This window comes from Cryobacterium sp. TMT2-10 (genome assembly GCF_004403075.1).
Classification (GTDB): Bacteria; Actinomycetota; Actinomycetes; order Actinomycetales; family Microbacteriaceae; genus Cryobacterium; species Cryobacterium shii.
In genome coordinates this window covers 4512-19302 of record NZ_SOGW01000110.1, presented here as the reverse complement: position 1 = coordinate 19302, position 14791 = coordinate 4512, and the positions used below count along the sequence as shown (strand labels likewise).

Sequence of the window (14791 nt, the reverse complement as noted above, 5' to 3'; positions counted from 1 at the left end):
CTGTGCGCACCACGTTAGCGCGCCGCGGACTGCCGGCGACCGGTCAGGCGGCGGGCGGGGCCAGGAGAACCCGGGTGTTGTTGACGGATGCCGCCGGCACGTCCCAGAGGCCCGCGACCGCGGCCGCGAGCCGGCCTTCGAGCCCGTCGAGGGCCCGCACGACGAAGATGACCGCCGCGGCATCCGTGCCCGCCTTCGCGAAGCCCTGGCCGACCGCGCGGGTCCAGGTCTCGGCCGCGGCCTTCGCTGCGGCATAGTTCGCGCCGCCGGGGGCCGGTTTGTCGACCGACACCGACGAGACGATCGCCAGCCGGCCGGCCGGGGAGGCGAGCAGGTCGTCGTTGAAGGCGCGGGTGGTGTTGCGCAGGGTGGTGACGACGTGGGCGTGCAGGAAGTCCCAGTCCGCGTCGGTCTGGCCGACCAGGCCGCCGCCGCCGCGCCAGCCGCCGACGAGGTGGATCAGGCCGTCGATCGGGCCGGCGTCGGCCCGAACGGCGTCGGCCAGGGCGGTGACGGCCGCGAAATCGGCGAGATCACAGCGGTACGTGAGCAGGCCGGGCAGGTCACTTTGCATCGTCTGCAGGCGCTCGGCGTTGGAGCCGACCGCGATCACGCGCGCGCCGGCATCCGTCAGTGCGGACGCCACCGCGCGACCGGCCGCGCTGGTCGCACCGGCGATGAGCACGGTGCGGCCAGCAGCGGCGCGGCTTGCGGCGTCAACCGAGCGGCCGGCGTCGGGCGCCGGCCGCTCGGTTGCGCCCATGCTGTCAGTCACGCCCGGTGAGCCCGGCCGTCGACTCGATCACGGACTTCATCTTCTTGTCGAGCGCCTCGAAGAACATCGACAGCGGGAACTCGTCGTCCAGGACCAGGTCGGTGTACCCCTTCGGCGAGCCGGCGAGCACCTCCAGCGGCAGACCGCGGGACCACTGCGACGCCGGGTTGGGCGTGAGGGTCTTCGCGATCATGTCGTAGGCGGCCAGCCAGTGCGACTTCTTCGGCCGGTCGATCGACGCCCAGTAGAGGTCGTCGATCTGCTTGCCGAGCGCGATCACCACGTCGGGGACACCGTCCCAGTCGAAGGTGAGGGCCGTGTCGGTCCAGTGCAGCACGTGGTGCTGATGCATCCACGCGAACAACAGTTGACCTCCGAGGCCGTCGTAGTTGCGCACCCGGCTGCCGGTGATCGAGAACCGGAAGATCCGGTCGAAGATCACGCCGTACTGCACCAGTTTCGCGTGCCGGCGCGCCTCCGGGCTGGCGCTCTCGTCCCGTTCGATCGTGACCGATTCGCGGAACGCGGTCAGGTCGCAGCGCAGCTCCTCGAGGGAGTAGAGAAAGAACGGCATCCGCTGCTTGATCATGAACGGGTCGAACGGCAGGTCGCCGCGCATGTGCGTGCGGTCGTGGATGAGGTCCCACATGACGAACATTTCCTCGGTCAGGTGCTGGTCGTCGAGCAGCGCGGCGGCGTCCTCCGGCAGTTCGAGTCGCGTGATCTCGGCGGCCGCGCGCACGACCCGGCGGAACCGGGCAGCCTCGCGGTCGGCGAAAATCGCACCCCAGGTGAAGGTGGGAATCTCGCGCATCGCGACCGTCTCGGGGAACAGGACGGCCGAGTTGGTGTCGTAGCCGGGCGTGAAATCGAGGAACCGAATCGGCACGAACAGTTTGTTGGTGTATTCCTGCTCCAGCTCGTCGATGAATTCCGGCCAGATGACCTCGATCAGCACGGCCTCGACCAGCCGGTTCGAGCTGCCGTTCTGCGTGTACATCGGGAACACGACCAGGTGACGGATGCCGTCGGCCCGGTGCTGCTGCGGCTGGAACGCCATCAGGGAGTCGTAGAAGTCCGGCAGGCCGAAGCCCTCGCTGCGCCAGCGCTCGAAGTCCCGGACCGAGGCCGCGAGGTAGGCGGCGTCGTGCGGGAACAGCGGCGTGAGTTCGTCGATGGCCGCGATGATCACGTCGACGTGGGCCTCGGCATCCGTGTGGGCGTCGGCGTTCGGGATCGAGCCGTCCTGAACCTGGCCGGCCTGGAGCGCCGTGGCGGCGGACTTGAGGCGGAGCCAGGCCGGGTGGGTGGCGACATCCTCGAGAACCTCGGGCTCTCCGACCAGTGCGTCTTGCGCAACATAATTCGACATGGGAACCTCCCGTCCTTCGTGAGTGCCGCGGTCGCGGCTTTGGTGATGGTGCGGCGGCGCCAGCATCGGCGCCATCGTCCAGAGTATCGGGAGCTGGCCGGTGTTTTCTTGCGACTTCTCGCAACGAATCGCCGCTTTGCCGGCATCACCGCGACGAAAATCACCGTTCGGTGCGGACGTCCCGTGGCGAGTGTCGCCGATTGCGCCGAATGACGCCGTCCCGACGGCGACGCTGGGTGGCGACGGCGACTCTCGGGCCCGGTTGCGGCGTTTGAGTTCGGGCATGACGGATGCGGCGGCGCTGCGCCGTCGCTGCCGGGCGATGGATCGGCAGCCGCCGATGTCGACAGGCCCGACCGGCGCGCGGTATCGTCACAACAACCACACAGCGAGGAGCGCGGCCGATGGACTTTGAGCAGGTGATCGCCGTGGTCATCCGGGTCGTCGAGGCTGCCGGTGCGGCCATCATGGTGCTCGGTGGTGCGGCCGCGGTCATCGCCGCGGTGCCGGCGGTGCTGCGGGCCGACACCCGGCCGGGCGCCTACACCGGGCTGCGCCGCAACCTCGGCCGGGCCATCCTGCTCGGCCTCGAGGTGCTGATCATCGCCGACATCATCCGCACGATCCTCGTCGATCCGACCCCGCAGAGCGTGCTGGTGCTGGGCGCCATCGTGGTGATCCGGGTGCTGCTCAGCTTCTCGCTCGAGGTGGAGATGGACGGCGTCTGGCCCTGGTCCCGCTGGCGTCTGGCCGCGGGCAAGGGAACGGCAACGGCAACGAGCGCAGGCACGGGCACGGATGCGGGCGGCGCTGCCGCGCATCCGCTCAGCTGACTCAAGCAGATCAAGCAGCTGAGTCGGGTCAGGAATCCGTCGGGGAGGCCGCCGTCAGCCGCCAGAGCGAGGTCGTTTCCTTCGACCGGGCCGCGTGCAGGGGGTCGGCCGTGTCGGCGGCGCGGCGGTGCACCGGCTTGGTGTCCAGCCGGGCCACGACCGCCAGGCCGGCGTCCTCGATCAGGTCGAGCAGGGCGCCGCGGGAGCGGAGGCCCAGGTGCTCGGCGATGTCGGAGAGGACGAGCCAGCCCTCGCCGGCGGGCGCGAGGTGGTCTGCCAGTCCGGCCAGGAAACCCCGCAGCATCCGGCTGTCCGGGTCGTAGACGGCGAAGTCGGTGGCGGTGACGGCCGAGGCGGGGATCCACGGCGGGTTGCAGACCACCAGGTCGGCGCGCCCGGCGGGGAACAGGTCGGCTTCGACGATGTCGACCGAACCGGCCAGCCCGAGCCGGGTTATGTTCTCACGCGCGCAGGCCAGGGCCCTCGGCTCCTGGTCGGTGCCGACCACGTGAGCGATGCCGCGGCGCGCGAGCACGGCCGCGAGCACGCCGGTACCGGTGCCGATGTCGAACGCGGTGCCGGTGGGGCCGGCGGCGGCGTCCGGGAGCGGGGCCGTGTTCACCAGGTCGAGGTATTCGCCGCGCACGGGGGAGAAGACGCCGTAGTGGGGGTGGATGCGCGCACCGAGCGCGGGGACGTCGACGCCGGTCGTGCGCCACTCATGCGCCCCGATCACGCCGAGCAGCTCGCGCAGGGGGGTCACCGAGGCATCCGTGGCCGGACCGTAGGTCTCGGTGCAGGCCTGCCGCACATCGGGGGCGCGGCGCAGCGGCACCGTGTAGTCGGCGTCCAACGGGACCAGGACCAGGGCCAGCAACTGCGCGCGGCGCAGGGCCTCCGACCGGTAGCGTCGGAACGCGGAGGCCAGGTCGGTCGCGGGCGTCTGCCGGCCGCGGTCGACCCGGCGGCCGAGGGCGCTGAGCAACTGGCGGGCGCCCAGGAAGTCGCCGCGCCAGAGCATGCCGGTGCCGTTCTGCGCGAGGCGGTAGGCGGCATCCGCGGTCATCGTGTCGTCGGCGATCACGACGCGTTTCAACGGGGCCCAGCCGCTCTCCGAGCGCCACAGGGCCGACCGGGGATGCCCGGACTCCTGCCAGGCGATGCGGGCGGTGGCGCTTGCGGTGGCGCTTGCCGGTGCGCCGATCGTCGGCGACGGATGCCCGGCGTCGCCGGTGTTGTTGGAGTTGCCGGTGTTGCCGGTGTTGCTGGTGTTGCTGTTCCTGATGGTGCTCATGGGTTCCATCCTCGCGCTCTGATGCGCCGAGTTCGACAGTTGCGGTCGAGTTCGAGTGGTGTGCCGGTCGAACTCGACCGGAAGCGGCGAATTCGTTGGGCGGACGGGCGGACGGGCGGACGCCGTGGGAAGAACGGCTAGCGCAGCGCGGGCATGACCTCGCGCTCGAACAGCTCGATGCCGGAGCGGTCGTAGGCCGCCTCGGGGAAGTAGTGGATGGCGTAGCCGAGGCCACGCTCCTTCATGCCCTGCAGGCGCCGGGCGACCTGCTCGGGCGTGCCGACGCCCTGGGCGGTGCCGCTGCGGTACTCGGCCATGAACTCCTCCGCGCGGGACTCGCCGAGGTAGGGCGTGACCCGGGCCTGGATGGCGTCGAGACGCTCGGCGACCTCGGCCTCGGTGGCCCCGATCACGGTGTTGTAGTTCGCGGAGCGGGTGATCGCGTCGAAGTCGGTGCCGACGGCGGCGCAGTGCGCCTGGAGCAGGTCGCTCTTGTGCGTGAAACCCTCGGGCGAGCCGTCGAAGTTGGTGTAGTCCGCGTACTTCGCCGCGATCTTCAGGGTGACCTTCTCGCCGCCGCCGGCGATCCAGATCGGGATGCCGCCGTCCTGCAGCGGGAGCGGCCGCACGATGGCGCCGTCCACCTGATAGTGCTGCCCGTCGAGGGTGGCCTTCCCGGTCGTCCAGGCCTGGCGCATGATCTGCACACCCTCGTCGAGGCGGGCCAGGCGCTCGCCGGCGCGCGGGAAGCCGTAGCCATAGGCGCGCCACTCGTGCTCGTACCAGCCGGCGCCGATGCCCATCTCGACCCGTCCGCCGGAGATGATGTCGATGGTCGAGGCCACCTTCGCCAGGTAGGCGGGATTGCGGTAGCTGATGCAGGTGCACATCTGGCCGAGTCGAACCCGGGAGGTGGTCGCGGCGAACGCGCTCATCAGGGTCCAGGCTTCGTGGGTGGCCTCTTCGCTGGGCACCGGCACGGTGTGGAAGTGGTCGTACACCCAGATCGACTCCCAGTCGCCAGCGTCGGCGTGCGCCGCGAGGCCGCTCATGGCGGCCCACTGCTCGGCCGGGTCGATGCCGACCAGATCGTGACGCCAGCCCTGGGGTATGAAGAGTCCGAATCGCATGGATTCGAGCCTACGCGCCGCGCCGCCGCCCGGTCCGGTTTGCGGCGGGCATCCGTGACCGGGAGGATCGTTTCATGAAGTTCGTTCTGGCCCCCGACTCGTTCAAGGAGTCCATGTCCGCGGCCGAGGCCGTCGCCGCCATGGAACGGGGCATCCGGACCGTGTTCCCCGACGCCGAGTGTGTGGGTCTGCCGATGGCGGACGGCGGCGAGGGGACCGTTGACGCGCTCGTCGCCGCCCGTGGCGGCGCCCTGATCGTGGCGAAGGCCCTGGATGCGCTCGGCCGGCCGAGGGTCGCCCGGTACGGCTACGTCGCCGACGAACGGCTGGCGATCATCGAGATCGCGGCGGCCGCGGGCATCCAGCTCATCGACCCGGCCGACCGCGACCCGCGGAACGCCAGTACCTTCGGCGTGGGGCAGCTGATCACCGATGCGCTGGACCGGGGCGCCCGCCGGTTCGTGATCGGGCTGGGCGGATCGGCGACCACCGACGGCGGCGCCGGGATGCTGCACGCCCTCGGCGCGCGTCTGCTCGACGCAAACGGCCGGGACCTTCCCGGCGGGGGCGCCGCCCTGGCACGGCTGGCCCGGATCGACCTGGCCGGATTCGACCCGCGCCTGTTCGACGCGACGTTCGAGATCGCGAGCGACGTGACCAACCCGCTGCTCGGCGCGGAGGGGGCCGCCGCCGTCTTCGGCCCGCAGAAGGGCGCGGACGAGGTGATGGTGCGCGAACTCGACGCGGCCCTCACCGTCTACGCCCGGGTGCTGGCCGAGACCACCGGATACGACGTCGCCGGGGAGTCCGGGGCCGGCGCGGCGGGCGGTCTCGGCGCGGCCTTCCTGGGCTGCTTCGACTGCCGGATGCGGCGCGGCATCGAGGTGGTGATGCAGGCGGCCGGCCTCGCCGTGCGTCTGGACGGGGCGGACTACGTCTTCACCGGCGAGGGCAGCGTCGATGCCCAGACCCTCCGCGGCAAGGCCCCGCTCGGGGTGGCCGAGGTCGCCGCACGTGCGGATGTGCCGGTGATCGCGTTCGCCGGCCGGATCGGCGACGGCGCCGAGGCGCTGTACGACCACGGGTTCAGCGTTCTGGTGCCGATCGTGGCGGGGATCAGCGACCTGTCGCAGGCGCTTCGGGACGGCCCGAGGAACCTCGAGCGGGCGGTCGCGACGGTCTGCCGCCTCCTGGCGCTCCGCGCCTCAGGCAGCGCGCGCCCGGGAGGCGGCGCGAGCGGGGATCCCCTCGGGACGGACGAGCCTGCAGCGCGCTAGGTTCCGCCCTCGCTCGCGAGCCTGACCGCCGCCGCCAGCGCGGTCACGGCGTCGAGATACCGGCCGCCGGCCGGGTTGGGCCGGTCGGCGGAGTCGAACCGGTAGACCAGCGGATGCCCGGTGGGCAGGTTCAGGTCGCGGATCTGCTGGTCGTCCAGGCCGTCGAGAACCGCGCACAGGGCGCGCAGCGAGTTGCCGTGCGCGATCACGAGCACCGTCTGGCCGCGGGCCAGCAGCGGGTCGACTCGCTCTTCGAGGACGGCGCCGACCCGCTCGATCACCTCGCTCAACGCCTCGGTGCGGGTCAGGGCCGCCGGCGGCAGGCCGCGGAACAGGGCCGAGCGGGCGAATTCGTCGTAGAGAGCGTCACTCATCGGCGGCGGGGCCGCGTCGACGGAGCGGCGCCAGGCCACGAACTGTTCCTCGCCGAACTCCGCCCGCACATCGTCCTTGGATCGGCCGGTCAGGGCGCCGTAATTGCGCTCATTAAGCCGCCAGTCGGCGTCGCAGCCGGCCGGCGGGAGGGCCAGCCCGGCGGCCACGATGTCGGCGGTCTGCCGCGCGCGCGCCAGCGTCGAGGTGAGGAGGGTGACCGGGGGCGGGTCGGCGCCGGCGCCGGCGCCGGAACCGGGCAGGAGCTCGCCCGCCAGCGCGAGGTTGAGCAGGGCGGTGGCGGCGTGCGCCTCGCGGATGCCCTGCTCCGACAGCGGCGCATCGAGCACACCCAGTGAACAGCCCGGCGGCATTCGCGGTGCTCTCGCCGTGCCGCAGCAGGATCAACACCCCGGCTTCGCGCACGATGACCAGCCCTGTTCCAGTCTCAGCCGACGGATGCCGCGGCACACGCCGTCGCGACGCCATTCCACCGCGAATCCTCAGGTTACAGCCCCGCCACTGTCCCGGCACGGCAGTCGTCCCGCCGGGTCCGCCGTCCGGCCACGAGTGCGGGTGAATCGTCGGTATGGGGCGTCCAAACCGACGATTCACCCGCACTCGCGGCAGGGGGCAGGGGGAAGTCGCGTGGGCGGGTGGAGGGGCGGGTGGCTCAGAAGCCGAAGTCACCGCCGAAGTCTCCGCCGCCGCCGAAGTCACCGCCGAAATCTCCGCCGCCCGAGGCACCGCCGCTCGCGTCGCCGTCGCCGCCGCCGGAGTCTCCACCGGAGTCGCCTCCGCCGGAATCGCCCGAGTCGCCGGAGGCATCCGTCGAACCGGAATCCATGGGCAGGAAGGCGCTCACCAGCGCGGAACCGATCACGTAGCCGGCGACGGTGCCGAGCAGGGAGCTGCCGACCATGCTGCCGAAGCTCGGGCCGCCCTGGCCCGAGCCGCCCTGGTTGCCGAAGCTGCGGGCGAGGGTGCCGGGCTGCCGCAGTTCCGCCCGGGTGGCCGCCTGAGCCAGCGCGGCCGGCTCGGCGTTCGCCGGGCGTTCGCTCGCGCCGACGCTCTCGCTGAGCTGGCGGAAGAGGAGGTCCCGCTGCTCATCGGTGAGTTTGCTGAACGCCTCCGTGTGCACCTGCTCGATCGTCTCGGGCGGCGCCGTGCGCAGCAGGTACTGGTAACGCTCCACGGCGATCTCGTCGTCGGTGCGCTGGGGTGGGCGGGGCCGCTGCTCGCGTTGCGCCTGCGGTTCGGTTCCGAAGAGTCGGTCGAAGAATCCCATGGTGTGCTCCTTGGCTCGGGTGCTGAGTCGGGGATCTCTACGATCCCATCCGTCGCTGAGTAGCCGCTGGAATGCGGATCAGCGCCGAGCCGGCGCCCGGCGTAAGACGCGGGTCCGCCCTTCTTGGGATGATTGGTCCATGACTCGAACCGTTTCCGGAGCCCGCGTGCTGATCACCGGCGCAGCCATGGGCATGGGCCGCCTCTACGCGGAGCGGGCCGTGGCCGAGGGCGCCGAGGCCGTGATCCTCTGGGACCGTGATGCCGCGGCGCTCGCCGTGACCGCCGCCATCCTGACCGAGCGATCGGCCGGCCGCACCCTCGTGGCCCCCTTCGTCGTGGACATCGCCGACCTGGGGGCGATTGCGCAGACCGCCCAGCGGGTGCGCACCGAGGTGGGACACCCGGACATCGTGATCAACAACGCCGGCATCGTGCGCGGATCCTTCTTCTGGGAGCACGACAACGGTGACGACACCCGGCCGACCATGCAGGTGAACGCGCTCGCGCCCATGTACATCACCCGGGAATTCCTGCCGATGATGATGAACAACCCGGGCCGGGAGTCCCGGATCGTGAACGTCGCCTCGGCGGCGGGGCTGCTGTCCAACCCGCGGATGAGCGTGTACGCGGCGTCCAAGGCGGCCCTGATCGGCTGGAGCGACTCGCTGCGCCTCGAACTGGTGCAGCAGAGGTACGGCCACGTGAAGGTCACCACCGTGAGCCCGAGCTACATCTCCACCGGCATGTTCGAGGGGGCCCGCGGGCCGCTGCTGACTCCGCTGATGACCCCGGATCACGTGGTCGACCGGGTGTGGCGGGCGATGCTCGCCGGCCGTCCGATGCTCACGATGCCGTGGACGGTCGGGCTCTCCACCGTGGTGCGCGGAGTGCTGCCGCTGCCGCTCTGGGACGCCGTTGCGGGCCGGGTATTCGGCGTCTACCGGTCGATGGACGCGTTCACCGGACGTCCCCGGCCCTAGCCACAGGCCCGCCGAGTGTGACCGTTCCGGTCGAGTGTGACCGGCGCAACGGGCACTCTCGACCGGAATGGACGCACTGGCGGTGCGAGAGGGATGGCGGGCGACCGGCACCCGGCGCCCGCCTGCCCCCGAACTGGGGTCCTCGTTTAGGGGGACACGGCGGCGGCCGTCGCCTACGTTGAAAGCATGGACGCAGCGGCGCACGGCCTCGTGCTCGATCGGGCCCGCCCGATTGCCGCGGCGCGGCCCCGGGGCGTCGCGGACGGCGTCCGTTGGCTCTTCCTCTGGCTGGCCGTGGTCTCGGCGGCGCTCACCGTTCCCGGCGTGCTCCTCGGCGCCCGCGGCGGCCTGATGATCCTGGGCCCGGCCGCTGCGCTGATGCTCACTGCCTCCTGGATCTTCGGCTATCGCCGCGGGAGTGCCCCCGTCGGGCTGGACATCGTCGATGCGGCGGCGCTCATCGGCATCGCGCTCGCCTCACCCCAGCCCGGGGCCGTGGTGATTGTCGTGTTCGGGGCCCTGTGGTTTCGCAGCCTGTACGGCTCCGCCTGGCAGGCGCTGCTCCGGGTCTGCCTCTATGCGGCCGCTCTGGGGTTGCCCTTCGGGCTGTGGCCGCTGCTGTTCGGGACCGAGTTCGGAATCGATCCCGGCATCTACTCGGCGGTGCTTCCCGCCCTCTTCGTCACCGTGGCCATCGCCCGGCAGCTGGGCAAATCCCTCGTGGCCCGGGACCAGAGCATCGGCCGCGACCGGGTTCTGGCCGAGACCGGTGCCCAGTTGCTCGGCGCGGTAGACCCTGACGCGATCATCGCCCTGGCCTGGGATGCCTCGACCGATTTATGCGCCGCCGCTCCCGGGCTGCGCCTGCTCAGAGTGGTTGCGGAAGGCTCTGACCTCAGAGTGGACGGAACCGCCGGCACCTTCCGCACGGCGCCGACCCGGCTGGCGGCCGACGTGCTGTTCACCCGGCCGGGGTCCGCCTACGCGCGCATCCTCGACCCGGCACCCCTCAACGCCGCCGTCGGAACGCCCGTGATGTGGGAGTGCCTGGCTTTCGAGGGCCGCGATCACCGCGGCTGGCTGCTGGTCGGCGCCCCCAGACGGATGCCCGCCGAGGTTCTCTTGTCGGTGCGGGGCCTCGTCGCCCAGGTGGCCCTGGCGATCCGCACCAGCGACGCCCACCGGGACCTGACGATGCTGGCCCGCACCGACTCGCTGACCCTGCTCGACAACCGATCGTCGTTCCTGGCCGGGTTGGCCGAGACGATCGCCGAGGCCGGTTCGCATGAAACGCAGGTGCTGTTCCTCGACCTGGACGACTTCAAGGACGTCAACGACGCCTTAGGTCACGGCGCCGGCGATGCCCTGCTGGTGGATGTGGCAGCCCGGCTGCTGCGCTGCACCCGTCCGACGGACCTCTGCGCCCGACTCGGCGGCGACGAGTTCGCGGTGCTGCTGCGGGACACGACCCCGGAGGCCGCGGCCGCGGTGGCCGAGCGGATGGTGGCGGCCATCCACGCACCCTTCCCGATCGGCGGCGGTGCAGGCGGGCGCTCCGTGCGGGTCGGCGCCAGCATCGGCGTCGCGACGGCGATCCCCGGGGTCGGCGTCGAGGGTTTGGTGCACCGGGCCGACGTGGCGATGTACGCCGCCAAGGCGCAGGGCAAGAACCGGGTCGAGTACTTCGCCCTCGGGCTGCTTAACGCGGACCGGGGCCTCGCGCCCCAGGCCTGATCGGCCGGGTCGGTTCTCCGCCCGGCAGGGGTCGGCCCGTTGCGGCTCGCAGGGCGGCACGCATTGACATTCGCTCACCTCGCGATCTAGTATGGAATCGATTCCATGGAAACGATTCCATGAACACAAAGGGGTGACACGATGGCGGAGATCACGATCAAGGATGTGGCGTCGCTGGCCGGCGTCTCGGCGGCCACCGCGTCCCGTGTGCTTTCCGGCAACCCGGCCACCTCGCCCGGGGCGCGGGCCAGGGTGGCCGCGGCCATCACCGAGCTGGACTACCGGCCCAACGCCCAGGCGCGGGCACTGCGCTCCACCCGCAGCGATTCCATCGGCCTGCTGGTGTCGGATGTTCGCAACCCGTTCTTCGCCGACCTCGCCCACACCGTCGAGCAGGCCGCGCTCTCCGAGGGGTACGTCACCCTGCTCGGCAACGCCAATGAGCGCAAGGAACAGCAGGACCGCTACCTGGACACCCTGATCTCTCGCCGGGTGGACGGCATCATCGTGGCGCCGCTCGGCGACGGCAGCGGCAGCATCGCCTCCCTGATCGAGCGGGAGATCCCCACGGTGTTCGTCGACCGCACGGTGGACGGCATCGATGTGCCGAGCGTGACGACCGACAGTGAGGCCGGCATCCGCCAGGCCGTCGAGCACCTCTCATCCGTCGGTCATACCCGGATCGGGTACATCTCGGGCCCGCAAGCCACCTCGACCGGTCGGGAGCGGTTCGCGGCCTTCACCTCTGCCGTGGCGGACACCGGGCTCAGCCAGGACCCCGAACTCGTCTACTTCGGTGACTTCCAGGCGGCGAGCGGCTCGGCGGGCGTGCATGCGCTGCTCGACCTCGACGAGCCGCCCACCGCCCTGCTGGCCGCGGACAGCCTGATGGCCGTGGGCGCCCTCGCCATCCTGCACAAGCGGGGCTTGCGTATCGGCACGGACATCGCGATGATCGCCTTCGACGACGTCGAGTGGTTCGCCCTGCTCAACCCCGCACTCAGCGTCATCTCCCACAGCGTCGAAGACATGGGCCGATTGGCCGTCGAGATGCTCCTGCAGGTCATCGCCGGCGGTACCCCGGAATCGGTGGTGCTGCCCAGCGAACTCATCATCCGGGCCTCATCGTCGTCGCCCATCTCCCCCTCAGCCGGGCTCCGCCCGAGGAAGAACTGAAATGAGTCAAGAACCACTGGTCACCCTGCAGAACGTGGGCAAAAGCTTCGGCCCGGTGACGGTCATCAAAGACGTCACCGTCAGCGTCTACGCCGGCCAGGTGCAGGTGCTGCTCGGCGAGAACGGCGCCGGCAAGTCCACCCTGATCAAGATGATGGCGGGCGTGTACCAACCCGACGCCGGTCACATCGTCGTCGACGGGAAGACGGTCGTCCTGCCCACGACCCGGGCCGCCGAGGAGCTCGGAATCGCCACCATCCACCAGGAACTCAACCTGGTGTCCACGATGAGCATCGCCGAGAACGTCATGCTCGGACGCACGCCCACCAAACACGGCATGGTCGACCGCAGCGCCCTGCGCAACCGGGCGCGCGCCGCCCTCGCCCTGATCGGGCTCGACGTCGACGTCGACACCCTGGTCGGCGAGCTGGGCATCGCCCAGCAGCAACTGGTCGAAATCGCCAAGGCCCTGAGCATCAATGCCCGCATCCTGATTCTGGACGAGCCCACCGCCGCCCTGACCCGCCACGAGACCGAAAGCCTGTTCGCCGTGATGGCGGACCTGCGCCGCCGCGGAGTGGGGATGCTGTTCATCAGCCACCACCTCGACGAGATCGCCGAGGTCGGTGACACCGTCACCGTGCTGCGCGACGGCGAATTCATCGCCGAAGTGCCCGCGTCCACGCCCGAAGCCGACCTCGTCAAACTCATGGTCGGCCGCAGCATCGAGGACCAGTTCCCGCGCGTTGCCGGACATTCGGGCGAGGCCGCCGAGATCCTCCGGGTCGAGAAGCTCACCTCGGCCGGAAAGTTCGACGACATCAGCTTCACCGTCAAGGCCGGCGAGGTGCTCAGCATCGCCGGGCTGGTCGGAGCCGGCCGCACCGAACTGATCCGGGCCATCGCCGGGGTCGACAACTACTCCTCCGGCTCCGTCGCGGTGCGCGGACAGGTCCTGCCCCACGGCAGCATCCCGGCGGCCATCGCCGCGGGCATCGGGCACGTGCCCGAGGACCGCAAGGGAGAGGGGCTGGTGCTCGACGCATCCGTCAACGACAACCTCGGCTACGCCACCCTCGCGTCCACCGCCAGGATGGGGCTGGTCGACTTCACCGGCCAGCGCCGCCGGGCCTCGGAAGTGGCCAAGAAGCTGCGCATCCGGATGCACACCATCGACCAGCCGATCCGCGCTCTCTCCGGCGGTAACCAGCAGAAGGCCGTGTTCGGCCGCTGGATCATCGCCGCTTCCACGGTGCTGCTGCTTGACGAGCCCACCCGCGGCGTCGACGTGGGCGCCAAGGTCGAGATCTACGAACTGATGAACGCCATCACGGCGGCCGGGGGAGCCATCCTGATGGTCTCCAGCGAGTTGCCCGAGATTCTCGGCATGAGCGACCGCATCCTCGTGATGCGCGACGGCCGGATCGCGGGCGAGCTCACCGCGGCCGAAGCCACCCAAGACGCAGTCATGACACTCGCCGCCCGCGATGTCGACGAGCAGAACGATTAGAGATAGGGAAGCACACCATGTCCACCACAATCCTGCCGGCGAAGCGCCGAAGCTTCAACTACAAGAAGTTCCTCGCCAACAACGGCGCCCTCGTCGGCCTCGTCGTTCTCTGCATCGCCCTGTTCATCGCGACCCCCGACTTCCTGACCGCGCAGAACCTGCTCAACATCGGCATCCAGGTGTCGACCGTGGCCGTGCTGGCCTTCGGTATGACTTTCGTCATCGTCGCGGGCGGGATCGACCTGTCGGTGGGCGCCGTGGCGGCCCTGTCGGCCATGTCGTCCGGCTGGCTCTTCGCCAGCGGCGGCCTCCCCGGCTGGCTCGCCCTCCTGGGCGGCCTGGCGGTCGGTCTCCTGGCCGGGACCATCAACGGACTGGCCAACGCCTACGGCAAGCTGCCCTCCTTCATCGCCACCCTCGCCATGCTCAGCGTCGCCCGCGGCCTGACCCTCGTCATCTCGGACGGCCGCCCGATCAAGACCGCCGCGGAGGTCTCCTTCCTCGGCGGCAACATCGGACCCGTGCCGATGCCGATCGTGATCCTCGTGCTCGCGGCCCTGGTTGCCTCGTTCCTGCTCAACCGCACCGTGATCGGCCGCTCCATGTACGCCGTCGGCGGCAACGCCGAGGCGGCGCGGCTGTCCGGACTGCCCGTCAAGCGCATCCTCGTCACCGTGTTCGCCCTGGCCGGCCTCTTCGCAGCCCTCGCCGGATTGCTGCTGGCCGGCCGCCTCGACTCCGCCCAGCCCCAGGCGGCGGCCGGCTACGAGCTCGACGCCATCGCCGCGGTCGTCATCGGCGGTGCGTCCCTCTCGGGTGGCCTCGGCAAGATCTCCGGCACCTTCGTCGGCGCCCTGGTGCTCGTCGTCATCCGCAACGGCCTCAACCTGCTCAACGTCACCTCGTTCTGGCAGCAGGTCGTGATCGGCCTCGTCATCGCCCTCGCCGTCGGAGTCGACGTGTTGCGCCGCAAGACCCGCAACAGCTGACCCTCTCACCCCGCACCACCCAACTACACCAACTACACCAACTACACCAACTACACCAA

The 14791-nt window shown here is 70.7% G+C and carries 12 protein-coding genes and 1 pseudogene; 7 read left to right on the top strand and 6 right to left on the bottom strand.

Annotation, left to right across the window (positions count from 1 at the left end):
- Positions 1-43 precede the first annotated feature (43 nt).
- Positions 44-763 (bottom strand): SDR family oxidoreductase, encoded by a 720-nt coding sequence (locus E3T37_RS13920; protein ID WP_134367799.1) that lies wholly within the window; start codon positions 761-763, stop codon positions 44-46.
- A 4-nt stretch (positions 764-767) separates the two neighbouring features.
- Positions 768-2147, bottom strand: a complete 1380-nt coding sequence (locus tag E3T37_RS13915; RefSeq protein ID WP_134367797.1) for a DUF6421 family protein — start codon at positions 2145-2147, stop codon at positions 768-770.
- Between the two features lie 404 nt (positions 2148-2551).
- On the opposite strand from E3T37_RS13915, the gene E3T37_RS13910 reads away from it, so the two are divergent.
- Positions 2552-2980, top strand: coding sequence for a DUF1622 domain-containing protein (locus E3T37_RS13910; protein ID WP_134367795.1), 429 nt, complete (start codon positions 2552-2554; stop codon positions 2978-2980).
- A 28-nt stretch (positions 2981-3008) separates the two neighbouring features.
- On the opposite strand, the gene E3T37_RS13905 is transcribed toward E3T37_RS13910, so the two are convergent.
- Both E3T37_RS13905 and E3T37_RS13900 read right to left on the bottom strand, forming a co-directional pair.
- Complete coding sequence (locus E3T37_RS13905) at positions 3009-4274, bottom strand: class I SAM-dependent methyltransferase (protein ID WP_134367794.1); 1266 nt, start codon at positions 4272-4274, stop codon at positions 3009-3011.
- A gap of 137 nt (positions 4275-4411) precedes the next feature.
- Positions 4412-5404: an LLM class F420-dependent oxidoreductase gene (locus E3T37_RS13900; RefSeq protein WP_134367792.1), complete on the bottom strand. Its 993-nt coding sequence runs from the start codon at positions 5402-5404 to the stop codon at positions 4412-4414.
- A 74-nt stretch (positions 5405-5478) separates the two neighbouring features.
- Between E3T37_RS13900 and E3T37_RS13895 the strand changes: the two genes are divergently transcribed.
- Complete coding sequence (locus E3T37_RS13895) at positions 5479-6681, top strand: glycerate kinase (RefSeq protein ID WP_134367790.1); 1203 nt, start codon at positions 5479-5481, stop codon at positions 6679-6681.
- On the opposite strand, the pseudogene E3T37_RS13890 reads toward E3T37_RS13895, so the two are convergent.
- Positions 6678-7479, bottom strand: a pseudogene (locus E3T37_RS13890) (2,3-bisphosphoglycerate-dependent phosphoglycerate mutase). The gene E3T37_RS13895 and the pseudogene E3T37_RS13890 sit on opposite strands and share 4 nt — an antisense overlap.
- Before the next feature lie 247 nt (positions 7480-7726).
- The gene (locus tag E3T37_RS13885; RefSeq protein ID WP_134367788.1) at positions 7727-8341 is read right to left on the bottom strand and encodes a hypothetical protein; all 615 of its coding nucleotides are present in this window, start codon (positions 8339-8341) and stop codon (positions 7727-7729) included.
- 139 nt (positions 8342-8480) lie between these two features.
- Here E3T37_RS13885 and E3T37_RS13880 point away from each other — a divergent pair, with 139 nt between their 5' ends.
- The 5 genes from E3T37_RS13880 (at position 8481) to E3T37_RS13860 (ending at position 14732) form a co-directional block, all read left to right on the top strand.
- Entirely contained in the window at positions 8481-9323 is an 843-nt protein-coding gene (locus tag E3T37_RS13880) for an SDR family NAD(P)-dependent oxidoreductase (protein ID WP_134367786.1), read from the top strand.
- A gap of 186 nt (positions 9324-9509) precedes the next feature.
- Positions 9510-11057 (top strand): GGDEF domain-containing protein, encoded by a 1548-nt coding sequence (locus E3T37_RS13875; RefSeq protein WP_134367784.1) that lies wholly within the window; start codon positions 9510-9512, stop codon positions 11055-11057.
- Positions 11058-11198: 141 nt separating this feature from the next.
- A complete protein-coding gene (locus E3T37_RS13870; protein WP_134367782.1) occupies positions 11199-12233 on the top strand; it encodes a LacI family DNA-binding transcriptional regulator in 1035 nt (344 codons plus the stop codon).
- A gap of 1 nt (position 12234) precedes the next feature.
- A complete protein-coding gene (locus tag E3T37_RS13865) occupies positions 12235-13743 on the top strand; it encodes a sugar ABC transporter ATP-binding protein (protein ID WP_134367780.1) in 1509 nt (502 codons plus the stop codon).
- A gap of 17 nt (positions 13744-13760) precedes the next feature.
- On the top strand, positions 13761-14732 hold the full coding sequence (locus E3T37_RS13860) for an ABC transporter permease (RefSeq protein ID WP_134367778.1): 972 nt from the start codon (positions 13761-13763) through the stop codon (positions 14730-14732).
- The last annotated feature ends 59 nt before the right edge of the window (positions 14733-14791 follow it).